Source organism: Streptomyces sp. B8-7, assembly GCF_058833805.1.
In genome coordinates this window covers 36,971-60,086 of record NZ_JBYRRL010000005.1, presented here as the reverse complement: position 1 = coordinate 60,086, position 23,116 = coordinate 36,971, and the positions used below count along the sequence as shown (strand labels likewise).

Here is a 23,116-nt window from a genome sequence, read left to right as displayed (position 1 = left end):
CCGCCCCCGCGCCCGCCGCCCCGGACCGGCACTCACCCGCGCCGCGCCGCTCCCCCGTCCCCGCCCGGGCCGGGCACCGCCACGCCCGTCCCCGGCGGGGACGGATCACTTCCCGCCCGACCACGCACCCTCCAAAGCCATTTCCCTCCGGTCCCATTGACGCTCCCCGACCCCCCGCATAGCGTCCTGCCGAAAGCGCTTCGACGGTACGGACGGCCCCTGCAGTAGACCTGCAACGCCTGTGAGCGAGCTGGACCGATGGTCAGGATCACCGATGTGGCGCGGCGTGCCGGGGTCGCCCCGAGCACCGTCTCCTACGCCCTGAGCGGCAAGCGCCCGATCTCCGAGGAGACCCGGCGCCGGGTGGAGGCGGCCGCCCGCGAGCTCGGCTACCGGCCCCACCCGGGACCGCGCCCCCGCGCGGGCGGGCGGTCGAAGGTGCTGGCCCTGGCGATGCCGCTGCGGACGGGTGTGCACGTGCCCGCGATGATGGCGCTCGCGATGGCGGTCGTCACCGCGGCGCGCGGCTACGACCACGACGTGCTGCTGCTCACCGAGGAGGACGGCGAGGACGGGCTGCGGCGGCTCGCGGACACCGCCCCGGCGGACGCGGTGATGGTGACGGACGTCCAGCTCGACGACGCCCGGCTGCCGCTGCTGCGCGCCCTGGACCGGCCGTCGGTGCTGATCGGGCTGCCCGCCGAGCCGGCCGGGCTGACCTGTGTCGACCTCGACTTCCACGCGGCGGGTCAGGCCTGCGTGGACCATCTGGCGCGGCTCGGGCACCGGACGGTGGCCTTGGTCGGGCCGCCGCCGGAGGTGTACGCGCGGGGCACCGCGTACGCCCGGCACGTGGCGCGGGGCTTCACGGAGGCCGCCGCCCGGTCGGGGCTGGCCGCCCGGGTGCACCCCTGTGAGCAGGCGCCCTCCGCGGCCCGCCGGGCGGCCGACCGGCTGGTGCGGGAGCAGCCCGCGCCGACCGGGGTCGTGGTGCACAACGACGCCGTACTGGAGCCGCTGATCGACGCGTTCGAGCGGCTCGGGCTGCGGGTGCCGGACGACGTGTCGGTGACCGCGATCGGCCCGGAGGACCTGGCCGAGTCGGTGCGGGTGCCCGTGACGTCGGTGGCGCTGCCCGCCGCGGAGATCGGGCGGCGGGCCGTGGAACTCCTCGTCGACCAGCTGGCCGGCTCACCCGTGCCGCGGCTCACGTCCCTGGCGCCGCGGCTGACGGTACGGGCGAGCACGGCGCGCCGGCCGTCCGTCTCCCCGTAGTGCCGCGGCCACCGGGCGGCCCACGGGGAATCGGGCCCGCCGGGCGGCCCCGGGGTACGCGGGCCGCGGGCCGGCCGCCGCTCGTCGGAGGGACGTGTCCAGTCCCCGGGCACGGGCGTGCGGGAGGCCGCGCACAGGTTCACGTCGAGGAGGTACGCCCCCGCCGCCCCGCACCGGTCGCCGCCGGTGCCGGGGGCCACGGGCTGCCCGTGCCCCATGCCGGTGATGCCGTACGCCTCCACGACCGTCCGCCCGTGCGCGTCCCGGTACACCCGGTGCGGGTAGCCCGCGACGGTGTCGGACGCGTCGGCGGCCTGGTCGGCGCCGGCCCCGCCGGTCCACCGCCGAGGCGCCCTCGCCGACGGGCAGGCCGCACCGGCGGACGGCAGAAGGCCCCGCCGCTCGGAAGGACGCTGAACCAACAGCGTCCTCGGAAGCGACGGGGCCTTGCCCACATGGGGTACGTGGAGATGGCGGGAATCGAACCCGCGTCCAACGGTGCGGAACCAGGGCTTCTCCGTGTGCAGTCCGCTCTGATTTTCTCGGCCCCGGAGATCACGCGGACAAGTCTCCGACGGGCTCAGTCACTGTGAGATTTCCCTTTTCACCCCGTGACCGGGATCAAGGTTTAGTTCCCTGGCTGATGCCAGGATCCGGGTCGGGAACAGCCCCGGGCTGACACTTCGCAAGTCGCTACTCAGGCAGCGAGGGCGAAGGAATCGCGCTTGGTGTTGGCGATTATTTGTTTCGGCCTGTGGTTTACGAGATCATGGCCGCTTCCTCGACACGCTTCCCCTGCTTCGACAGCCGCTGTCGAAACCGATCATCCCCATGTTGATTTTTCAATCCGCGCACCTGCTGTGCGGTGCAGATGCCATCGTACGTGACCGACGCCCCGGCGTGCCAGCGTATTCCCGGCGTCGTACGCCACCGGGCCCGCGCTAGGCGCGCTGCCGCCGTTTCGCCGCGGCGATGGCCCGGTCCGACTCCCGCCGGTCCTGCTGCTCGCGCAGCGTCTGGCGCTTGTCGTACTCCTTCTTGCCCCGCGCGAGGGCGATCTCGGCCTTCGCCCGGCCGTCCTTGAAGTACAGGACGAGCGGCACGATCGTGTGGCCCGTCTCCCCCGACTTGGCCGCCAGCTTGTCGATCTCCTCGCGGTGCAGCAGCAGCTTGCGCTTGCGGCGCGCGGAGTGGTTGGTCCAGCTGCCCTGGCTGTACTCGGGGATGTGGGCGTTGTGCAGCCAGGCCTCGCCCCCGTCGATCTGGACGAAGCCGTCGACCAGCGAGGCCCGGCCCTGGCGCAGCGACTTCACCTCGGTGCCGGAGAGCACCAGACCGGCCTCGTAGGTGTCGATGATCGCGTAGTCGTGCCGGGCCTTCTTGTTCTGCGCGACGATCTTGCGCTTGCCGCCCTTCTCGCCGTCCTTGGCCTTGGCGGCCGTCCCGCCCCGCTTGGGCTGGGACTCCTTCGGTACGTACATTCCCTTGCTCATAGTGCCGTCCATTTTCGCACTACGGAGGGGGTCGGCGGGAAGCCGTTTTCCCCGCGGGCGCCCCGCTCAGCGGCCGAGTCCGGTCAGCACCGTCTCCGCGCGCCGCAGGGCCTCCGCGTCGGCCTCCAGGTCCGGGGTGATGCCGCGCCCGTCGACGGCGCGTCCGGCGGGGGTGCGGTAGTGGCCGACGGTGAGTTCGGCGACGGAGCCGTCGGGCAGCCGGCTCGGCATCTGCACCGAGCCCTTGCCGAACGTGCGGGCGCCGACCACGACGGCCCGGCCGCGGTCCTGGAGCGCGCCGGTGACCAGTTCGGCCGCGCTCATGGTGCCGCCGTCGACGAGGGCGACCAGGGGGCGCTCGGTGTCGCCGCCGGTGCGGGCGTGCAGCGCGCGCTGCTCGCCCTCGACGTCGTAGGTGGCGACCAAGCCGCCGTCGAGGAACGCGGAGGCCGCGGTGACGGCCTCGGTGACCAGGCCCCCGGAGTTGCCGCGCAGGTCGAGGACGATCCCGGCGCCGTCCCGGGCCCGCCGCACGGCGTCGCGCACGCTCTGGCCGGAGCCCTTGGTGAACGCCGCGACCTTGATCATGGTGACGCCGCCGCGCAGGTCCCGCACGGTCACCGGTTCGGTGGACAGGCTCGCCCGGCGCAGGGTCACGGTCCACGCGCGCGCGCCGCGCTCCAGGCCGAGCCGTACGGGCGTGCCGACGGCCGTGTCACCGGCGTCGCCGCGCAGCAGCGAGAGGACCTCGGTGACGGGGCGGCCCGCCACGGTGCGGCCGTCGACGCTGCGCAGCCGGTCGCCCTCCCGGACCCCGGAGGCCTCCGCGGGCGAGCCGGGGCTCACCGCGGCGACCTCGATGCGCCCGTCCCGTCCGCGGCGCGCCGACAGTCCGACGCCGGTGTAGCGCCCGTCCAGTGCCTCGGTGAACTCCCGGTACTCGCCCTCGGAGTAGACGGCTCCCCACCGGTCGCCGCTGCGGCTCACGGCGCGTTCGGCGGCCTCCATGGGGGACTTGCCGTCGGCCATGGCCTCGGCGGCCGCCTCGGCGACCTCCTCGCGGTGCACGGACGCGGCGGTGGTGCGGGTGGCGTCGGGGGCGGGTTCGCGCGCCCCGGCGCCGGGCAGCGACCCGGTGGCCGCCCCGGCGGCGAGCACACCGGCGAACATCAACGTCAGGGCGGCCCCGCGGCCGATGCGGCGGGGCTGACAGAACAGGTCACGACCTGACATGGCGGTGAGTCTAGGACAACGGAAAGGGCCGTACGGCCGCTTGACCGTACGGCCCTCGGGGCGTGTGTCACACCTTCAGGTACTTGCGCAACGCGAAGAATGCGGCAAGGGACGGCATCAGGAGGCTGGTGACGAGGATGAGCGGGAGGGTGCCGATCACGGAGTCCCAGCCGATGAAGTTGATCAGGTCGAGCTTCTCGGACAGGGCCAGGCCGTGGTCGATGATGAAGTAGCGGGCGGCGACCAGGAAGCTGCAGGCGACGACGCCGCCGATCAGTCCGGCCACCGCGGCCTCGGCGATGAACGGCGCCTGGATGTAGAAGCCCGAGGCGCCGACCAGCCGCATGATCCCGGTCTCACGCCGGCGGCTGAACGCCGAGACGCGCACCGTGTTGACGATCAGCATCAGCGCCACCACCAGCATCAGCGCCATGATCGCCCGCGCGGCCCAGTTCATGCCGTTGAGCAGTCCGAAGAGGTTGTCGAGGATGCCCTTCTGGTCCTGCACGGACTGCACGCCGTCGCGTCCGTCGAAGGCGGTGGCGACGACCTCGTACTTCTCCGGGTCCTTGAGCTTGATGCGGTAGGACTCCTGCATCTGGTCCGGCGTGAGGGAGCTGGCCAGCGGCGAGTCGCCGAACTGCTCCTTGTAGTGCTTGTACGCCTCGTCCTGCGACTCGTACGCCACCTTCTCGACCACGGACATCTCGTCGAGGTCGGCGAGGATGGACTTCTTCTGGTCCTTGGTGACCGCGCCCTTGGCGCAGTTGGGGTCGGACTCGGCGTCGCTCTTGTTGCAGAGGAAGACGGAGACGTTGACCTTGTCGTACCAGTAGCCCTTCATGCTGGTGACCTGGTCGCTCATCAGCAGGGAGCAGCCGAACAGGGCCAGGGACAGGGCGACGGACACGACGACGGCGAAGGTCATCGTCAGATTGCGGCGGAGACCCACACCGATCTCCGACAGTACGAACTGGGCGCGCATGGCGTCTGGTCAAGCCTTTCCGTGGATCCGGTCGTCAGTGCTGGTAGCCGTAGACGCCGCGCGCCTGGTCGCGGACGAGGCGGCCCTTCTCCAGCTCGATGACGCGCTTGCGCATCTGGTCCACGATGTTCTGGTCGTGCGTCGCCATCACCACGGTGGTGCCGGTCCGGTTGATCCGGTCCAGCAGCTTCATGATGCCGACGGAGGTCTGCGGGTCGAGGTTGCCGGTGGGCTCGTCCGCGATGAGCAGCTTGGGCCGGTTCACGAAGGCGCGGGCGATGGCGACGCGCTGCTGCTCACCGCCGGACAGCTCGCCGGGCCGCCGGTCCTCCTTGCCGCCCAGCCCGACGAGTTCGAGCACCTGCGGCACGGACTTGCGGATCTCGCCGCGGGACTTGCCGATGACCTCCTGGGCGAAGGCGACGTTCTCCGCCACGGTCTTGTTCGGCAGCAGCCGGAAGTCCTGGAAGACCGTCCCCAGCTGGCGGCGCATGTGCGGCACCTTCCAGTTGGACAGGCGCGCGAGGTCCTTGCCCAGCACGTGCACGTGCCCGTGGCTGGCCCGCTCCTCGCGGAGGATCAGCCGCAGGAAGGTGGACTTGCCGGAGCCGGAGGAGCCGACGAGGAAGACGAACTCGCCCTTCTCCACTTCCAGGGACACATCCCTGAGTGCGGGGTGGCCCTGCTTGGGGTAGACCTTGGAGACGTTGTCGAATCGGATCACGGGTGCACCACGGGTCGCCGGGGGTAGATGTGCGTGACCATACGCGAACCGGGAGCGCACGCGCAGTCGCCGCCCGTGGAAGCGCGTAGCTTGTGCGGTTTTGCGCGTATCCCGGTGCCCCGTGGGCAGTCGCCCCGGGGACGGCCGCACGGCCGGGAGGCCTCCCGAGCAGGCGGCGGGCACGGCGGAACCGGCCGGCGGGCGCCGCGGGGGTGCCCGGCGCCGCGACCGGGAGGGCTCACCGGCTCACGCCGGCCCGGCCCGGCCCGGCACGGCACGGCACGACACCGGGGAACGGCCGGGCACGGGCGGGCAGCCGGCGGGCACGGGCGGGCAGCGGGCGGGCACGGACGGTAGCCGTGCGGGGCGGAAACGGCCCGGCCGGGCCGATCCGGCGCACCCCGGGACGGAACCTGGCACAGTGGAGGGGGAACGTTTCCCACCCCTCGGGGCGTTCTTGAGACAGCAACCGGCACGAGGAGGGCAAGCGCATGACGTACGACCGGCTGGTGTGCGCGAACTGTGCCGCCCCCGTCGCGGAGGGCCGCTGCCCGGTCTGCCGGGCCAACCGCCAACGTCTCCAGCAGGAGAACTTCCTCGCCGGTCTGAACCCGACGGCGCTGATCGCCCTGCTGGCCGTCCTGGTCGCGGCCGTGGCCCTGCTGGCCGCCCACCAGACCGCGTGACGGGCACGTGAGCACCCACCGCACCGCGTGAGGGCCCTGGGCACCGAGGCCCGTCGGCCCCCGCACCTCAGGCAGGGCGACGGAGACGACGGAGAGGCCCGGAGCAGTCGCTCCGGGCCTCTTCTCGTGCGTCGCGGGCTGCGGCCGCTCAGGCGGTGGCGCCGCCCCGGCCGCCGGCGAGGCGCGGCAGCACGCGGAAGCCGATGCCACCGGCGATCATCGTCGCGGCGCCGACCAGCAGGAACGTGATCTGCGCGGCACCCGCACCGGTCTCGGCGAGCTCGTCGCCGCCGCCCTGGGCTGCCGCACCGGAACCGCCGGTGCCGGACTCGCCCGTGTCGGTCAGCGCCGAGGTGCCCTCGTTCTGCGCCGACTCGCCGGAGCCGCCGTCGGGGTCGGTGACGTTGCCGCCGCCGGTGCCGTTGCCCGGCCCGTCCGTGGGGCCGTCGGTCTCGACGGGGTCCTCGGTCGGCTCCACCGGACCGCCGGTGGGCTCCGGGTCCGTCGTGGGGTCGGTGGGCTCCGGGTCCGTCGTCGGGTCCGTCGGCTCCGGGTCCGTCGTCGGGTCCGTCGGCTCCGGGTCCGTCGTCGGGTCGGTCGGCTCCGGATCGGTGGGGACACCGGTGTCGGTCGGCTCCGGGTCCGTCGGTTCCGTGCTCGGCGACTCCTCGGCGCACAGGACACCGAGGACGCAGTCGTCGCCCTCGGCGGCGGAAGCGGCGCCCGCGGCGGTCAGCGAGGCACCGGCGGCGATCACGGCGCCCGCGGCTATGCGCGCGACCCGGACCCGCGTCTTGTTGGTCATACTGCTGCTACCCCCAGTAGCTGATCGTCGGTGAGGCAGCGCGTTCGGGACCGTGATCGACGGAGGCGGACCGGACGAACGGGACCCCCGGATCACATGCGTCCCGTACGTACGCACGCCGCCCCTCACCCTTCCCATTTTTCACAGCAACGTCAAGGCCGTTGCGGGGGCAATGCCCCAACTCCGGCCCCTATGAGGGAAATTGAGCGCGCGGGCGAGCGACGGAACCCGTACAGAACGCAACCGCCCCTGCTTCCAGGGGCGGTTGAGGTCCGGCCGTCACGTCGGTCAGCGCGACCGGCTTTGTCGACAGGTCTACTTCTCCTGCTGCTTGCGCCAGCGAATGCCGGCCTCCAGGAACCCGTCGATCTCGCCGTTGAACACCGCTTCCGGGTTGCCGACCTCGTGCTCGGTGCGCAGGTCCTTGACCATCTGATAGGGGTGCAGGACGTACGAACGCATCTGGTTGCCCCAGGAGTTGCCGCCGTCGCCCTTGAGGGCGTCCATCTTGGCCTGCTCCTCCTGGCGGCGCCGCTCCAGCAGCTTCGCCTGGAGCACGTTCATCGCGGTGGCCTTGTTCTGGATCTGCGACCGCTCGTTCTGGCAGGAGACGACGATGCCGGTCGGGAGGTGGGTGATGCGCACGGCCGAGTCGGTCGTGTTGACGCCCTGGCCGCCGGGCCCGGAGGACCGGTAGACGTCGATGCGCAGGTCGGACTCGTCGATGTCGACGTGGTCGGACTGCTCCACGACGGGGAGCACCTCGACGCCGGCGAAGGACGTCTGCCGCCGCCCCTGGTTGTCGTAGGGCGAGATGCGCACGAGGCGGTGCGTGCCCTGCTCGACGGAGAGCGTGCCGTAGGCGTACGGCGCCTGCACGGCGAAGGTGGTCGACTTGATGCCGGCCTCCTCCGCGTACGACGTCTCGTAGACCTCGGTCTTGTAGCCGCGCTGCTCGGCCCAGCGCAGGTACATGCGCTGGAGCTTCTCGGCGAAGTCGGCCGCGTCGACACCGCCGGCCTCGGCGCGGATGTTCACGAGCGCCTCACGGGCGTCGTACTCGCCGCTGAGCAGCGTCCGGACCTCCATCTCGTCCAGCGCCTTGCGGACGGCGGCGAGCTCGGACTCGGCCTCGGCGCGGGTGTCCGGGTCGTCCTCCTCCTCGGCCATCTCGAACAGCACGGCAAGATCGTCGATCCGGCCGCGCAGCCCCTCGGCCTTCCTGACCTCGGCCTGGAGGTGGGACAGCTTGCTGGTGATCTTCTGCGCCTCGTCCGGGTTGTCCCACAGGGACGGCGCGGCCGCCTGCTCCTCGAGCACGGCGATGTCTGCCCTCATCGCGTCGAGGTCCAGGACGGCCTCGATCGACTCCATGGTCGAGGAGAGGGACTTGAGCTCTTCGGATACGTCGACGACTGCCACGCTCCCAGCGTAACGGCTCCGCCGGGTACCGAGAGCCGGTCGGTCCCGGGGACGCCGGAAGCGGGGCCCGAGCCGTCCCACGGGCCCCGGGGACGGGCCCCGCACCCGCCGGGGACGGGCCGAGGGGCGGTCGGGCCGGGCCGCCCCGGGAGCCCTGACGGACGGGACGGGGCATCGCCCACACCGCCACGGGAAGCCCTGGTGAGCGCCGGGGACGGGCCCGGATCACCGTCCGGGCGGCCCCGGCGAACCGCCGGGGACGGGGGCCCGGATCACCGTCCGGGCGGCCCCGGCGAACCGCCGGGGACGGGGCGGAGCCGCCGTCCGGGCGGCCTCACGGAGCTGCGGGGGACGAGCCGGGGCGGTCGTCGCGGGGTGCGTCGGAGCCGCTGCCGGAGGTCGCCGCCCAGGTGCCGGCCCCGACCGCGGCGACCAGGGCCACCGCGGCCGCCCCGAGCGTCAGCCGGCGCCGCCGCGTGACGGCCCGGTGCCGGGCGGAGCCGGGCCGCGGCGCGCCGGAGGCGCGGGGCGCGCGGGCCGTCCCGCGGGCCCCGCCGGCCAGCTCGTCGGGGCCGGGCACCCGCATCGAGGTGTGCGTGTCCCGGTTGGAGTCGGGCCTGGCTCCGGGGACGAGGGAGACCGCGCCCCGGCGTTCGCGGGTTCCGGACGCCGGACCGGCCGGCACCGGGGCGCCCGGCGCGGCGTGCTCCGGCTCGGCGGCCCGCTCCGGCTCCTGGTCCGGCTCGTCCACGTCCAGCGGCGGCATCCCGGCCAGGGCCGGCAGCTGCTCGCGCAGCCGGGCCGCGAGTTCGGAGGCGCGCAGCCGGGAGGCGGGCGCCTTGGCGAGGCACTGGACGAGCAGCTGCCACAGCTCCTCGGGGATGCCCGGCAGCGGCACCACGGTCTCGGTGACATGGCGGCGCAGCACCGCGCCCGGATGTCCCCCGCCGAACGGGGTGAAGCCGGCCAGCAGCTCGTACAGCACGGTCGCGAGGGCGTAGATGTCGACCGCGGCGCGCGGCGGGAGGCCCTCGACGATCTCCGGTGCGAGGTAGTCCGGCGTGCCGATGATCTTCGTGGCGCGGGTGCGGCGGGGCGAGTCGATCAGCTTGGCCACGCCGAAGTCGGTCAGCAGGGCCGGGTGGGCGCCGCCGGGGCCGAGCGGTGCCTGCATGTCCAGCAGGACGTTCTCCGGTTTGACGTCCCGGTGGACCACGCCGGCGGCGTGCGCGGCGGCGAGGCCCTCGGCGACGTCGGCGACGATCGCGACGGCCGCCTCGGGCGCGAGGCGGCGTTCGCGTTCGAGGCGGGTGCGCAGGTCGGTACCCCGGACCAGGTCCATCACGAGGGCGAGGTCGTTGCCGTCGACGACGAGGTCGCGCACGGAGACGATGTGCGGGTGCTCCAGGCCGAGCAGGGCGGTGCGCTCCCGCACGAAGCGCCCGACGAGCTCCTGGTCCGAGGCGAGGTCCTCGCGCAGCAGCTTGACGGCGACGGGTCCGTCGGGCCCCTCGCCGAGCCACACCGTGCCGGCGCTGCCCCGTCCCAGGATCTGGTTCGCGGTGTACCGGCTGCCGATCTTCCGTGCCAAGACTGCTCCTACAGACGCGTGTTGTCGCTTAAAGTACGCGCCCGACGAGCCGGCCTTCACCGTGGAGACGGAAATCACCCGCTGGGTGTCGACAAATCCACAGACTCGCCCGCGGGCCCGGCTGCCGGGCCCGGCGACGAGCCCGCTACGAGGAGGGGACGTTGTCGCCCAGCCGCCCGATCCAGTCGGTGACCGTGCCGAGCCAGTCGCCGAGCTGCTCCCAGTAGCCCTTGCCGGTGCCGAGCCAGCTCTGCAGCGGGCTCAGCTCCCAGACCAGCCAGCCCGCCACGACCAGGATGACCAGCGTGAACAGGCAGCCCTTGAGGCAGCCGAGGCCGGGGATGCGCATCGGGTTGGCGCTGCGCGGGCGCGGCTGACGGGGCTCACGTGCGGGCGGCTGGGGCGGCTGCGGCTGCTGGGGCTGCTGGGGCTGCGGAGCGGGGGCGGGCGGCGCGTACCGCTGCTGGTGCTGCGGCGGCGCGGGCGGGGCGTACCGCTGCGGCGGCTGCTGGTGCTGCGGCTGCTGCTGCGGGTATCCGTAGCCGGGCGGCGGGCCCTGCTGCCGGCGGTGCTGGGGCGGCTGGGCCGGGGGCTGCCCGGGCGGCTGGGCCGGGGGCTGCTGCTGGGGCCGGGCGACCTGCCGCTGGGGGCGGCGGCGCAGCGGGTCCTGGCTGGGGTCGAGGTACTGGACCTGGGTCTGCTCGTTGCGGTCGCGGGCCGCGCGCATCTGCGACTGCCAGGGGTGCGGGTCCTCGGGCGCGCCGGGCTGGTTCTGCGGCACGGGCGGCAGGACCGCGGTCGGATCGGCCGCCACGGCGTTCGGCAGCACGGTGGTGGGGTCGGCGGAACCCGCGGGGCCGGTCTGCGGCAGCACGCTGGTGGCGGCGTCGGGGGCGTAGCCGCCGAGCCCGCCCGGCGGCAGGACCTGGGTGGAGTCGGCGGACCCCGGCACGGCGGCGGGGGCCGGGTCGGGGGCGAGCAGGGCCGCGACGTTCTCGGCGGCGGCGATCTGGGCGGAGCTCGCGTGCACGCCGACGCCCGCGGCGACGACCCGCAGGCCCCCCGCCAGGCTCTCGGCGCTGGGCCGCTCCGCGGGGTTCTTGCGCAGGCAGCGCTCCATCACCGTCCACAGCGGTTCGGGCACGGTGGACGGACGGCGCGGCTCGGCGCTGAGGTGCTGGTGGAGGACTTCGAGGGCGGAGCCGCCGGAGAACGGCGGGCGGCCGGTGACCAGCTCGTACAGCAGGATGCCGGCGCCGTACACGTCGACGGCGGAGGTCTGCGGCCGGCCCTCGGCGGACTCGGGGGCCACGTACGCGGGGGTGCCGACGAACTCGTGGGTGCGGGTCAGGCCCGGGGAGTCGGCGAGGCGGGCGATGCCGAAGTCGGTCAGCATCGGGTGCATCCGGCCGTCGTCCTGGCGCAGCAGGACGTTCGCCGGCTTCAGGTCGCGGTGGACCACGCCGTCGGTGTGGCTGGCGGCGAGCGCGTCGGCGATCTGGGCGGTGAGCAGGGCGGCGCCGACCGGGCTGAACGGGCCGTTCTCCCGGAGGTAGCGGTGCAGGTCGGGGCCGTCCACGAGGTCCATGACGAGAGCCAGCAGCTCACCCTCGACGACCAGGTCGCGGACCCGGACGATGTTGGGGTGGGTGAGCCGGAGCAGGACGGAGCGCTCCCGCAGGAACCGCATGACGATGTCGGGGTCGCCGGCCAGCTCCTCCTTGAGGACCTTGATGGCGACGGTCTCGCCGGGCTGTCCGGGTACGGCCGCCTCGGCGCCGGCCGTCTGATGCTGGCGGGCTCGCCAGACGGTCCCTGTGGCGCCGCGGCCGAGCGGCTCCTCAAGGAAGTACTTGCTGCCTACCGGCCGCACGTCATGCGCTCCCTGTTGCTTGCGGTCTGCTTGCGGTCTGCTTGCGGTTCACCTGCGGTTGCCTGCTGTTTGCTCGGGGTCACCTGTGGCACGGGTGACCCCGGGTGACCCCGGGTGACCCCGGGTGACCCCGGGTGACCCCGGGTGGCCCCGGGTGACCACCTGTGGTCACCTGTGGCCACCCGTGATCTGCCTGCGGTCGCCTCGGGTGCCCGCAGCTGCCTGCGGTCGCCCGGCGGCCGCCGCCTGCCTGCTGCTGCCTGCCGCGCCTTGTCCCGGCCCGCTCACGATCGCTCGCGGGTGTTCCGACCCACTGTAGTGCCGCACCCTGGGGGTACCGCCTGTCGTCGCCCCGGGACCGAGCGGCGCCTCACGGCCCGGATGCGCAAAGGTTCGCAGGAAAGACGCTCCCCTCGGTCGCACGGTTGCCCCGGAGCGGACGTGACCGATCTCAACTGATCGCCAGTGGGGCACCGGTCAGGCACTTTTGCGGGCAGAGCCGACCAATCAAGATCACTTGTCGGCGGGCGGCGGGCGCGGTGCCGGTGGCAGGTGCGAGGATGCGTCCAGTTACTGGCCGATGTGCTCGTGCGGTGGTGGGGGGAGTCCGCGCCCGCGCGCGCAGAAGGGACCGCTGACGGCGATGCAGATCCGGCTGACCGTCGTAGACCCGCACGGCCCCGCCGAGGCGCGCGGCCGGGCCGTGAGCCGCGACGTGCTGGTCACCGCGCCCGCGGGGACGGCCCTGGCGGCGGTGGCGTCGGCACTGGCCGCGGCGGTCGCCGGGGACGGTGCCGCCGACCGCCCCGAGCGCGGCACGGCCGTGCTGTACGCGGGGACGCAGCGGCTGGACGTGCAGCGCTGCACCCTCGGCGAGCCGCCGCTGACGGACGGCGCGGTGCTGTCCGCGGGCGCCCCGACGGGACCGGAGCCGCACCCGGAGGTCGACACCGCCCCGGCCCGGCTGCACGTGGTCGCGGGCCCGGACGCGGGCGGGGTGCACCTGCTGCACGGCGGCCGGGTCCGGATCGGCCGCTCCGCCGAAGCCGACGTCCCGCTCGACGACCCGGACGTGTCGCGGCTGCACTGCGCGGTGACCCTGGCCGCCGACGGCCGGGTGTCGGTCGCGGACCTGGGCTCCACCAACGGCACCCGGCTGGACGGCACCCGCGTGGGTGCACGGCCGGTGCGGTTCGCGCCGGGCGCGCTGCTGAGGATCGGTGAGTCGGCGCTGCGGCTGTCCGCCCCGGCCGGCGGCCCGCCCGCCCGCCTCGCCGCCACCCCCGACGGCGAGGGGCACATCCGGGTGACGCCCCGCCTCGCGGAGCAGGCCGGGCCGCCCGGGGACGCCCCCGACGGACCCGAGCGGACCCCGGGGGCACCGCCCGTCGTGCCCGGCCAGGGCCGGGCGCCGCTCATCGAGCGCCGCGCCCCGTCCGACGCCGACACGCATGCCGGCCGGTCCGGGGCCGGCCGCTTCGGGGAGGGGGAGGCGGACGGCCTCCCGGACGGGCCGGCCCCGGCCGAGCCCCCGGCCGGCCCGGCGGAGCCCGGCCGGGACGGCCGCCGCCGCGGTGGGCTGTCCGCCTGGGCGCGCCGGCTCGCCGCCGGCCGCACCCAGGCGGCCCCGGACGACGCCACCGCTCCCGCGGCCCCCGTCACCCACGTCCCCGAGGGGCGCGGTCTCCCCGCCGCCGGCGCCCCGGACCGGCGCGCCGGCGGGGTGCCCGGTCCGCCGGAGACCTGGCCCGATCCGGCCGCGCTGCTGCTGACCGCGCTCGGCCCCGGCCTCCGGCTGTGGGAGCGCGGGCCGGGCCACCCGGAGGCCCTCACCGTGCGGCTCGGCACCGCCGACCGCACCGCGCCGGACGGCTCCGGCCTGCTCCCTGTCGTGCCCGTCACCGCCGGACTGCGGGAGGCGGGCGCCCTGGGCCTGGCCGGGCCGCGCCCGCGGCTGTCCGGCCTGGCCCGTGCGGTTCTGGCCCAGCTGGCCGCACTGCACTCCCCGGACACCCTGGACATCGTGCTGATCAGCACCGACCGGGCCCGGCCCGTCGCGGAGCGCACCGCCGAGTGGGCGTGGCTGGGCTGGCTGCCGCACCTGCGTCCGGGCCACGGCCAGGACTGCCGGCTGCTCGTCGCCTACGACCGCGAGCAGGCCGCGGCCCGCGCCGGGGAACTGCTGCGCCGCCTGGACGAGCATCAGGCGGAGGGCGTCCACGACACCCGCCGGCCGGCCTCGCCCGTGGGCCGGAGCGGCGCCACCGGGCCGGCCGCTCCCGCCCGGACGGGCACCGGCGCTCCGGCCGGCACCGGCACCACGGCACCGGGTGGCATCACGGCACCGGGTGGCGCGACGGCGCCGCCCGCGCGGAAGGCCGGCGCCCGCGCCGGCGCGACCGCGGCGGCAGGCACCCCGGCGTCCGCCACCGGGCCCGCGGCAGCGGACGCGCACACCGCCCTCCACGGGCCCGGCCCGACCGGTGCAGCCGGTGCAGCCGGAGCAGCCGGAGCAGCCGGAGCAGCCGGAGTGTCACCGGCCGCCGGGCCCTCCACCGCGCCCGGCGCCTCGGTCGCCGGAGCCTCCACGGCCCCGGCCGTCCCCGTGCCCGTGCCCGCTCCCCGGGCCCCCCGACGCCCCTCCTGGGCCGCGGAGGACGAGGGACCGGACCCGGTGGGCGGGTTCCCCGGCCCGTACACGGTCGTGGTCGTCGACGGCGACCCGGGCGCCGCCGGGCTGCGGGACGCGGTCGCCCGGCTGTCCGCGGACGGGCCGCAGGCCGGCATCCATGTGCTGTGCCTGGCCGAGACCTCCGCGGCCTCCCCCGCCTCACCGGTCGCCGACACCTACGAGGCGGCCTGCTCGGTGGTGCCGGCCTTCCGCGCGTGCGGCACCGTCGCCCTGCTCAGCGGCGACGTGGCAGGCGCCCTGCGGCTGCTGCGGGTGGCCGGCCCCGGTCAGGGCGGACGCCGGGCCCCCGTGGGCCACGGCACCCTCGGCACGGTGGACGCCGTCTCCGCGGCGTGGGCCGAGCGGTTCGCCCGCGCGCTGGCCCCGCTGCGCACGGAGAGCTCCCCCGAGGACCGGCCCCGCGCCTCCGCCCCGCTGCCGCACGCGGCGCGACTGCTGGACGAGCTGGGACTGGCCCGGGCCACCCCGGCCTCGCTGCGGGCGCGCTGGGCCGCCGACGACGGCGCCGCACCCGGCGGCCGGGCCGTCGCCGTGCTCGGGGCGGGCTCCCGCGGTCCCGTCACCGCCGACCTCGCGGCCGACGGCCCGCACCTGCTGATCGAGGGGCCGGCGGGCAGCGGCCGCACCGAACTGCTCCGCGCGGTCGTCGCCTCGCTGGCGGCGGCCGAGCGCCCGGACCGGCTGGGGATGGTGCTCGTGGACGGCCGCGACAGCGTGGGCGCGGGCAGCGGCCACGGCGACGGGCTGCACGTGTGCACGGACATCCCGCACGTCACCACCCACCTCCTCGCCAACGACCCGGTCCGCATGCGGGAGTTCGCCCAGTCGCTGAGCGCGGAGCTGAAGCGGCGCGCCGAGCTGCTCGGGCCCGGGGACTTCGCCGCCCGGCACACCCGGCGGGAGGTCTCCGGCCGCCTCGTGACCCAGCGCGCCGCGCCGGGGACCGCGCCCACGCCCGGTACGGCGTCCTCGCCCGGCGCCGACGACCTCGGCTCCCCGCCCAGTTCGACCCTGCGGCTGCGCCCCGCCGCGGCCCGGAACCGATCGGCTGCGGCGCCGCCCGAGCTGCCCCGCCTGGTGGTGGTCGTGGACGACCTCGACGCCCTGGTCTCCCCCGCGCTGGGCTCGCCCGGCCGGCCCGCGGCCGGGTCCGTGACACGGGCCCTGGAGGCGGTGGCCCGGGACGGCGGGCGGCTCGGGGTGCACCTGGTGGCGGCGACCGCGCAGGACGACCGTACGGCGGGGACGGAGCCGGCCCACCGGGCGACGCTGCGGGTCACGCTGGACGCGCCCGTGCCGGGCCCGGACGAACCGGCGCCCGGCCGGGGCGTGCTGACCGGCACGGACGGCCGCGGCACCGCGTTCCAGGGCGGCCGGGTCACCGGCCGGATCCCCCGGACGGCGACGCTGCGGCCGACGGTCGTACCGCTGGACTGGGAGCGCCTGGGCGACCCGCCGGCCCGCCGCCCGGTCCGCGAGCTGGGCAACGGCCCCACGGATCTGGCGCTGCTGGCCAGCGCCCTGCAGCGCGCGGCCCGCGAGGTCGCCGCCGCGGAGGTGCCCTCGCTCCTGTGACCGGCGGGCCCGCCCGCGCCCCCGCGCACACCGCCCCCGGCACCGCAGGCCGGGCCGCCGCAGGGGCGGACGACGGCCGCCGCACCGGTACCCGCACCCCGCGCCGGAGGCGGTGCGGGCCTCACCGCGTCCGGCCGCGTGCCGCGCCGCGTCCCGGGGTGCGCCGCGCCGGACCGGGCATCCGCGAGCCGGACCCCGGAACCCGGCTGATCCCCCGTCACGAGGCGGTCACGATCGCCCGGTTGACACACCACGCGCTCTTGCCGACCCCTCGGACCGGGCGTACACCAGAGCCCACGGGACAGCGTTCGAAACGTTCGACGAGGAACGAAGAGAACGGGGCAGTGATGCGCAGCAGCCACACGATCCGGACACGCAGGACCGCCAGGGCCGCCGCGGCCCTCCTCGCGGGAGCGCTCGCGTTCTCGCTCACCTCCTGCGGTGACGACGACGGCGACGACGACGGGGGCGGGGCGAAGGCGAGCGGGTCCGCCGCGGCCCTGGACCTGCCGAAGCTGGACGGCGAGACCCTGGAGGTCGCCGCCGTCTGGACCGGCCCGGAACAGGCCAACTTCAAGAAGGTCCTGGCGGAGTTCGAGAAACGCACCGGCGCGAAGGTGACCTTCGTGCCCGCGCAGGACCCGATCATCAACTTCCTCGGCTCGAAGATCGCGGGCGGCGCGCCGCCGGACATCGCGATGCTGCCGCAGGTGGGGGCCATCGTGCAGGCCGTGGAGAAGGGCTGGGCCAAACCGGTCGGGCCCGAGGCCCGGGAGCAGCTGACGAAGAACTACGCACAGGGCTGGCAGGATCTGGGGGCCGTCGACGGCACCCAGTACGGCGTCTACTACAAGGCCGCGAACAAGTCCCTGATCTGGTACAACGCGCAGGTCTTCGAGAACGCGGGCGCCCAGGAACCGACGACGTGGGACGAGTTGCTGGCGACGGCGCGGACGGTCTACGACTCCGGTGTCACCCCGTTCTCGGTCGGCGGTGCCGACGGCTGGACCCTGACCGACTGGTTCGAGAACGTCTACCTCTCCCAGGCGGGCCCGGAGAAGTACGACCGGCTCGCCCGGCACGAGATCAAGTGGACCGACCCGAGTGTGAAGGACGCCCTGACCACGCTCGCGGAGATCTGGGGCGCGAAGGACTATGTGGCGGGCGGCGCGTCCGGCGCGCTGCAGACGGAGTTCCCGGCGTCCGTGACGCAGACCTTCACCGGCGGCGACCAGCCGAAGGCCGCCATGGTCTACGAGGGCGACTTCGTGCAGGTCACCCTCGCGGAGACGGGTGCCGAGGTCGGCGAGCAGGCGAAGGTGTTCCCGTTCCCGGCGGTCGGCGACACCGCGCCCGTGGTGTCCGGCGGTGACGCGGCGGTGATCCTTCAGGACTCCCGGGCGGCGCAGGCGCTGGCCACGTTCCTGGCCTCGCCGGACGCGGCGACCATCCAGGCCGGGCTGGGCGGCTACCTCTCGCCGAACAGGAACGTCGACCCCTCGGCGTACCCGAACGAGGTGCAGCGGGCGATGGCCGAGGCACTCGTCGGGGCCGGGGACGACTTCCGGTTCGACATGTCCGACCAGGCCCCGCAGGCGTTCGGCGGCACCCCCGGCAAGGGCGAGTGGAAGGCGCTCCAGGACTTCCTGGCGAACCCCGAGGACGTCGCGGGCACCCAGGCCACCTTGGAGGCGGACGCGGCCAAGGCCTACGGAAGCTGAGCGGCGGCCATGGCATCGGCACCGGCGCCCGGGGCCGCCGCCCCGGGCGCGGGCAGGTCGCGCAGGGGCGTGACCGGCACGCGCAGGACCGTGGCGGCGCTGTTCCTGCTGCCCGCCCTGGTGCTGCTGGGCGCGCTCGTGGTGTACCCGATCGGGTACTCGGTGGTCCGCAGCTTCTCCGACGACTCCGGGGAGGGCTTCGCCGGACTCGGCAACTACCGGGTCCTGTTCACCGACGACGGCATCCGCACCGCCCTCCGCAACAACGTCGTCTGGGTGGTGTTCGCGCCGGCCGTCGCCACCGCGCTCGGCCTGGTCTTCGCGGTGCTCACCGAACGGGTGCGCTGGGGCACGGCGTTCAAGCTGGTCGTCTTCATGCCGATGGCGATCTCGATGCTCGCGGCGGGCATCATCTTCCGCCTGGTGTACGACCAGGACCCGGACAAGGGCGTGGCGAACGCCGTCTGGGTGGGGGTGCACGACACGTTCGCCGAGTCCTCGGCGTTCCCCAGGGCCCATCCGGGACGGCAGTCGCCGCTGAAGGCGGAGGGCGGCGGGTTCGTCACCAGGGAACCGGTGCGCGCGGGAACACCGGTCGCGCTGCCGCTGGTCGGCGTCGCACCGGACGTGCTGCCGGACGACGCGGCACGGGCCGGCGCGCCGCGCGCCGTGCCCGGCAGGGTGACGGGCACCACCTGGCAGGACTTCACCCGCGGCAAGGGGGTCGGCACGCTCAACGCGCCCGACCCGGGCGAGGTCGGCTATCCGGGGATGCGGATCGAGGCGGTCAGGGACGGCAGGGTGGTGGCGTCGACGAAGGCCGCCGACGACGGCACGTTCACCCTGCCCCCGGCCGCGGACGGGGCCGTGCTGCGGCTCCCCGCGGGCAACTTCGCGGCACCGTACAACGGGCTGGACTGGCTGGGCCCGTCCCTGGTGACGCCCGCGATCATCGGGTCGTACGTGTGGATGTGGGCCGGGTTCGCCATGGTGCTGATCGCCGCGGGCCTGGCGGGCATCCCGCGGGAGCTGCTGGAGGCGGCCCGCGTGGACGGCGCCGGAGAGTGGCAGGTGTTCCGCCGGATCACGGTGCCGCTGCTGGCGCCGGTCCTGGCGGTGGTCGCCGTCACCCTGATGATCAACGTCCTCAAGGTGTTCGACCTGGTCTTCGTCATCGCCCCCGGCTCCTCCCAGGACGACGCGAACGTGCTGGCGCTGGAGCTGTACCGCAAGGGCTTCTCCGAGGACCGGCCGGGCGTGGCCAGCGCCATCGCGGTGTTCCTGCTGGTGCTGGTGGTCCCGGTGATGTGGTTCAACGTGCGCAGGCTGCGGCGGGAGGTCAGGCGATGACGTCGTCCACGGACGGACTCCCCGCCCGCGTCGGGCCCGGGGCGGGCACGGCCGCACCCCCGCGCCGCCTCGGCGCCCGGCTCGCCGAGGGGGCCGGGGGCGGCCTGGTCAGGGCGTTCCTCCTCGTGGTCGGGGTGTTCTGGCTGGTGCCGACGATCGGGCTGCTGGTGTCCTCGCTGCGGTCGCCGGAGGACATCAACGCGGGCGGCTGGTGGACGGTGTTCACCGAGCCGGCGCAGCTCACCGTCGACAGCTACGACCAGCTCCTCGCGAACGGCGACATCACCGACTCGCTCGTCAACACCGTGCTCATCACCGTTCCGGCGACGGTCCTGGTCGTGGTGATCGCCGCGCTCGCGGCCTACGCCTTCGCCTGGATGGAGTTCCCGGGCCGCGACTGGTGGTTCCTCGCGGTGGTGGGCCTGCTGGTGGTGCCCGTGCAGGTGGCGCTGATCCCGATCGCGGAACTCTTCGGCAGCATCGGCCTGTTCGGCTCGCTGCTCGGTGTGGTCCTGTTCCACGTCGGCTTCGGACTGCCCTTCGCGGTGTTCCTGCTGCGGAACTTCTTCGCGGAGATCCCGCGCGAGCTGCTGGAGGCGGCCCGGCTGGACGGTGCCGGTGAACTCCGGCTGTTCGTACGGGTCGTGCTGCCGCTGGGCGGCCCGGCGATCGCCAGCCTGGGCATCTTCCAGTTTCTGTGGGTGTGGAACGACATGCTGGTCGCGCTGGTGTTCAGCGACGCCGGCAGCCAGCCCGTCACGGTCGCGCTGCAGACGCAGGTACGGCAGTTCGGCAGCAACATCGACGTGCTGGCGCCCGGCGCGTTCATCTCGATGGTGATCCCGCTGGCCGTGTTCTTCGCGTTCCAGCGGCAGTTCGTGTCGGGGGTGATGGCGGGCGCCGTGAAGTAGCCCGAGCGCCGACGGCCACCGGCGGCGCGACCGGCGCGGGGCGCGTCCCGCACGGGGCGCGCCAAAGACGGCGCGGGCGCGGGGCGGACGCCGGAGGGTTCGCCCCTCGTCCGGATGTTCCGTCCCCCGGATGCCGTACACGGCGTAACCGTGTCACTCCATCGGCCGTTCCCGGGCAGAACGCCCGCGCCGACCCCTGGATGATCCCGTGCCCCGGTTCAGTGTCATTGTCCCCGCACACCAGGTGCAGGCGTGTCTGCCCGCGTGCCTGGAGTCGGTCCTGTCCCAGTCGTACGCCGACCTGGAGCTGATCGTGGTCGACGACTGCTCGCCGGACGCCTGCGGGGAGATCGCCGGGCGGTTCGCCGCGCGCGACGCGCGGGTACGGCCGCTGCGCCTGGCGGAGAACCTGGGCGCGGGCGGCGCCCGCACGGCGGGGCTGGGCCGGGCGAGGGGCGACTACCTGCTGTTCCTGGACGGCGACGACCTTCTCGCCGCCGACGCGCTGCGGGCGGTCGCCGACCGGCTGAAGGAGACCGGCGACCCGGACGTGCTGGTGCACGGCTTCGCCCCCACCGACTGGGCGGGCCGGCCGGAGCGCGGGCAACAGGGCGGGCAGCTCACCGAGCGGGGCCCGGCCCCGTTCCGGCTGGAGGACAGGCCGGGGCTGCTGCGGGTTCCGGCGGCGGCCTGGAACACGGCCTGCCGCCGGGAGTTCACCGAGACACACGGCCTGACCTTCGGGACGGGCCGCCGCGAGGCGGTTCCCTGGACGTATCCGGCGCTGATGGCCGCGGAGTCGATCGCGACCCTGGACCGGGTGTGCGTGCTGCGCCGGCGCCGTCCCGGCGGCACACGGCAGGACGGCGGCCGGGCCGCGGCCGACGGCTCCCGGCGGCTCCCGGCCACCGCCGGCTCCGGGCGGCCGAGGACCACCGGCCGCGGTGCCCCGGCCACCGCCGCGGGCGCGGCCACGACCGCCCGGGACTCCGCCCCGCCCCCCGCCGCGCGCGACGACGTCTTCGGCTCCTACGAGCGGGTGTTCGCCTTCGTCGACGAGCGGCCGGCGCTCGCCGCGTGGCGGCCGGCGTTGTTCGGCCGGATGGTGGCGGACGCGGCCGCGGAGTTCACCGGCGCGGGAGCGGCGTGGGGGCGGGCCGGGCGCGCCGCGTTCCTGCGCCGGGCCCGCGACCACTACCGCCGCCACCGCCCTCCGGGCGTGCCGGTCCCGCTCCGCGCACGGCCGCGGCACGCCCTGGTCCGCTTCGGCGCGCACCGCACGTACCGGGTGCTGCGCCGGGCGCGGAGCCTCGCCGGACGGGGCGGCGCTCGCACGGTGCGACTGGCGCGGGGACTGCGGACGGCCGGGCTGCGGCTGCACTACCGCGTCCAGCGGCTGCTTCCCGTGCGGGACGACCGGGCGGTGTTCGCCGCGTACGAGGGCGAGGGGCACTGCTGCAACCCGGGTGCGCTGGAGGCGGCCTTCCGGGGTCTGGCCCCGCACATCCGCACGGCGTGGATCACCCGGCCGGAGCACCGGCACACGGTTCCGCCGGGCACCCGCGGGCTCGCCCCGGGTACGGCGGCGTACTGGACGGCGCTGGCCCGTTCCCGGTACCTGGTGGACAACGCGGGCCTGGACCGGCACTTCGTCAAGCGGCGCGGCCAGGTGCGGGTGCGGACCCAGACGGGCACCCCGCTCAAGCAGATGGGCCTGGACCTGTGCGACCGGCCGGCGGCGGGGCGGGACACGGACCCCGCGGAGCTGGTGCGGGACGCCGGGAGCTGGGACTACGTGCTGTCGGCGAACCGCCACACCACGCTCACCTGGGAGCGGGTGTACCCGGGCGGCTACAGGACACTGGAGTACGGCCAGCCGCGCAACGACGTCTTCCAGCGGGCGACGTCGGCGGACGTGAGCCGGCTGCGGGAGGCGCTGGGCGTTCCGGAGGGCTCGGTGGCGATCCTGTACGCGCCCACGTTCCGCGACTACCGCCGCTCGCAGGTCAGGGCGCTGGACCTGGAGCGGGTGGTGCGGCGTCTCGGCCCCCGGTTCGTGGTGCTGGCCCGCGCGCACCGCACGCAGCCGGGTCCGCTCGGCGCGGGTGCCCGGATCATCGACGTCAGCGGCCATCCGAGTGTGGAGAAGCTGTGCCTGGCGTCGGACGCCCTGGTCACGGACTACTCGTCGATCATGTTCGACTATGCGGCTCTGGACCGGCCGATCGTGATCCACGCCGACGACTGGGAGGCCTACGAGGCGGCCCGCGGCACCTACTTCGACCTGCGGGCGTTCCCGCCGGGCGCGGTGGCGCGCAGCGAGGACGAGCTGATCGACATCTTCGCGACCGGGCACTGGCGCGGCTCGCGGTCGGCACAGGTGCGGGCGGCGTTCCGGGAGCGGTTCAGCCCGTGGGACGACGGGCGGGCGGCGGAGCGGGTGGTCCGGCATGTCGTGCTGGGCGAGCGGGGGGTGCCGCCGGTGGAACCGCTCGCGGCGCGGCACCCCGTTCCGTCCGCCGTGGCGGCCCTCGGGCGTTTCCCGACGGCCGGTGTGCCGGAGCCGACCGCGCCACTGTCCGCGCCGCCGTCCGCGGCCGGCGTCCGGTGAGCGGCGCAGAGCGGCGTCCGGTGGGCGGCGGCCGTACCCGAGGGGCGGGGACCCGCGGTTCGTCGCGCCCGGCTCCGTCGCGGCCGCCGACCTGGCGGCCGTCCGGCCGGCCGCCGACCTGGCGGCCGTCCGGCCGGCCGGCGGGCCGGGGCGGGTGAGCCGGGCCGTC

General features: G+C 75.2%; 15 protein-coding genes and 1 other RNA gene. 7 read left to right on the top strand and 9 right to left on the bottom strand.

All coding sequences use genetic code 11. From position 1 onward, the window contains the following. The first annotated feature begins 258 nt into the window (after positions 1–258). Complete coding sequence (locus tag AC5K6T_RS24550) at positions 259–1,275, top strand: LacI family DNA-binding transcriptional regulator (RefSeq protein WP_493212296.1); 1,017 nt, start codon at positions 259–261, stop codon at positions 1,273–1,275. Between the two features lie 462 nt (positions 1,276–1,737). Here AC5K6T_RS24550 and ssrA read toward each other — a convergent pair. The 5 genes from ssrA to ftsE all read right to left on the bottom strand — a co-directional run bounded on the left by ssrA (position 1,738) and on the right by ftsE (position 5,710). Then, positions 1,738–2,106, bottom strand: a transfer-messenger RNA (tmRNA) gene (gene ssrA, locus AC5K6T_RS24545). 110 nt (positions 2,107–2,216) lie between these two features. Beyond that, the gene (gene smpB, locus AC5K6T_RS24540) at positions 2,217–2,756 is read right to left on the bottom strand and encodes an SsrA-binding protein SmpB (protein ID WP_493213445.1); all 540 of its coding nucleotides are present in this window, start codon (positions 2,754–2,756) and stop codon (positions 2,217–2,219) included. A gap of 78 nt (positions 2,757–2,834) precedes the next feature. Then, positions 2,835–4,001 carry a S41 family peptidase gene (locus AC5K6T_RS24535; RefSeq protein WP_493212294.1) on the bottom strand — a complete coding sequence of 389 codons (1,167 nt, stop codon included), beginning with the start codon at positions 3,999–4,001 and terminating at the stop codon, positions 2,835–2,837. Between the two features lie 67 nt (positions 4,002–4,068). After that, positions 4,069–4,986 carry a permease-like cell division protein FtsX gene (ftsX, locus tag AC5K6T_RS24530; protein WP_493212292.1) on the bottom strand — a complete coding sequence of 306 codons (918 nt, stop codon included), beginning with the start codon at positions 4,984–4,986 and terminating at the stop codon, positions 4,069–4,071. A 34-nt stretch (positions 4,987–5,020) separates the two neighbouring features. Further along, positions 5,021–5,710: a cell division ATP-binding protein FtsE gene (ftsE, locus tag AC5K6T_RS24525; RefSeq protein ID WP_493212290.1), complete on the bottom strand. Its 690-nt coding sequence runs from the start codon at positions 5,708–5,710 to the stop codon at positions 5,021–5,023. Between the two features lie 491 nt (positions 5,711–6,201). Between ftsE and AC5K6T_RS24520 the strand changes: the two genes are divergently transcribed. Continuing rightward, positions 6,202–6,396, top strand: coding sequence for a hypothetical protein (locus AC5K6T_RS24520; RefSeq protein WP_493212288.1), 195 nt, complete (start codon positions 6,202–6,204; stop codon positions 6,394–6,396). Positions 6,397–6,544: 148 nt separating this feature from the next. Here the strand turns inward: AC5K6T_RS24520 and AC5K6T_RS24515 are convergent, their stop codons facing one another. The 4 genes from AC5K6T_RS24515 to AC5K6T_RS24500 all read right to left on the bottom strand — a co-directional run bounded on the left by AC5K6T_RS24515 (position 6,545) and on the right by AC5K6T_RS24500 (position 12,087). Next, positions 6,545–7,201, bottom strand: coding sequence for a hypothetical protein (locus AC5K6T_RS24515; protein ID WP_493212286.1), 657 nt, complete (start codon positions 7,199–7,201; stop codon positions 6,545–6,547). Between the two features lie 315 nt (positions 7,202–7,516). Then, positions 7,517–8,623, bottom strand: a complete 1,107-nt coding sequence (prfB, locus tag AC5K6T_RS24510) for a peptide chain release factor 2 (protein ID WP_493212284.1) — start codon at positions 8,621–8,623, stop codon at positions 7,517–7,519. Between the two features lie 334 nt (positions 8,624–8,957). Then, positions 8,958–10,214, bottom strand: a complete 1,257-nt coding sequence (locus AC5K6T_RS24505) for a serine/threonine-protein kinase (RefSeq protein ID WP_493212282.1) — start codon at positions 10,212–10,214, stop codon at positions 8,958–8,960. 145 nt (positions 10,215–10,359) lie between these two features. Continuing rightward, positions 10,360–12,087: a serine/threonine-protein kinase gene (locus tag AC5K6T_RS24500; RefSeq protein WP_493212281.1), complete on the bottom strand. Its 1,728-nt coding sequence runs from the start codon at positions 12,085–12,087 to the stop codon at positions 10,360–10,362. 643 nt (positions 12,088–12,730) lie between these two features. Between AC5K6T_RS24500 and AC5K6T_RS24495 the strand changes: the two genes are divergently transcribed. The 5 genes from AC5K6T_RS24495 (at position 12,731) to AC5K6T_RS24475 (ending at position 22,947) form a co-directional block, all read left to right on the top strand. Continuing rightward, the gene (locus AC5K6T_RS24495) at positions 12,731–16,354 is read left to right on the top strand and encodes an FHA domain-containing protein (RefSeq protein ID WP_493212279.1); all 3,624 of its coding nucleotides are present in this window, start codon (positions 12,731–12,733) and stop codon (positions 16,352–16,354) included. A gap of 347 nt (positions 16,355–16,701) precedes the next feature. After that, positions 16,702–18,075, top strand: a complete 1,374-nt coding sequence (locus AC5K6T_RS24490) for an ABC transporter substrate-binding protein (RefSeq protein ID WP_493212278.1) — start codon at positions 16,702–16,704, stop codon at positions 18,073–18,075. A 9-nt stretch (positions 18,076–18,084) separates the two neighbouring features. Then, a complete protein-coding gene (locus AC5K6T_RS24485) occupies positions 18,085–19,425 on the top strand; it encodes a carbohydrate ABC transporter permease (protein ID WP_493212277.1) in 1,341 nt (446 codons plus the stop codon). Beyond that, complete coding sequence (locus AC5K6T_RS24480) at positions 19,422–20,336, top strand: carbohydrate ABC transporter permease (protein WP_493212275.1); 915 nt, start codon at positions 19,422–19,424, stop codon at positions 20,334–20,336. Before AC5K6T_RS24485 ends, AC5K6T_RS24480 begins: the two co-directional genes overlap by 4 nt. 208 nt (positions 20,337–20,544) lie before the next feature. Continuing rightward, positions 20,545–22,947 carry a bifunctional glycosyltransferase/CDP-glycerol:glycerophosphate glycerophosphotransferase gene (locus AC5K6T_RS24475; RefSeq protein ID WP_493212274.1) on the top strand — a complete coding sequence of 801 codons (2,403 nt, stop codon included), beginning with the start codon at positions 20,545–20,547 and terminating at the stop codon, positions 22,945–22,947. Positions 22,948–23,116: the final 169 nt, after the last annotated feature.

Excerpts from the sequence above, each read along its gene's own strand:
- AC5K6T_RS24550 (WP_493212296.1), top strand. The coding sequence starts at position 259 with ATGGTCAGGATCACCGATGTGGCGCGGCGTGCCGGGGTCGCCCCGAGC.
- smpB (WP_493213445.1), bottom strand. The coding sequence starts at position 2,756 with ATGTACGTACCGAAGGAGTCCCAGCCCAAGCGGGGCGGGACGGCCGCC.
- AC5K6T_RS24535 (WP_493212294.1), bottom strand. The coding sequence starts at position 4,001 with ATGTCAGGTCGTGACCTGTTCTGTCAGCCCCGCCGCATCGGCCGCGGG.
- ftsX (WP_493212292.1), bottom strand. The coding sequence starts at position 4,986 with ATGCGCGCCCAGTTCGTACTGTCGGAGATCGGTGTGGGTCTCCGCCGC.
- AC5K6T_RS24520 (WP_493212288.1), top strand. The coding sequence starts at position 6,202 with ATGACGTACGACCGGCTGGTGTGCGCGAACTGTGCCGCCCCCGTCGCG.
- AC5K6T_RS24515 (WP_493212286.1), bottom strand. The coding sequence starts at position 7,201 with ATGACCAACAAGACGCGGGTCCGGGTCGCGCGCATAGCCGCGGGCGCC.
- AC5K6T_RS24495 (WP_493212279.1), top strand. The coding sequence starts at position 12,731 with ATGCAGATCCGGCTGACCGTCGTAGACCCGCACGGCCCCGCCGAGGCG.
- AC5K6T_RS24490 (WP_493212278.1), top strand. The coding sequence starts at position 16,702 with ATGCGCAGCAGCCACACGATCCGGACACGCAGGACCGCCAGGGCCGCC.
- AC5K6T_RS24485 (WP_493212277.1), top strand. The coding sequence starts at position 18,085 with ATGGCATCGGCACCGGCGCCCGGGGCCGCCGCCCCGGGCGCGGGCAGG.
- AC5K6T_RS24480 (WP_493212275.1), top strand. The coding sequence starts at position 19,422 with ATGACGTCGTCCACGGACGGACTCCCCGCCCGCGTCGGGCCCGGGGCG.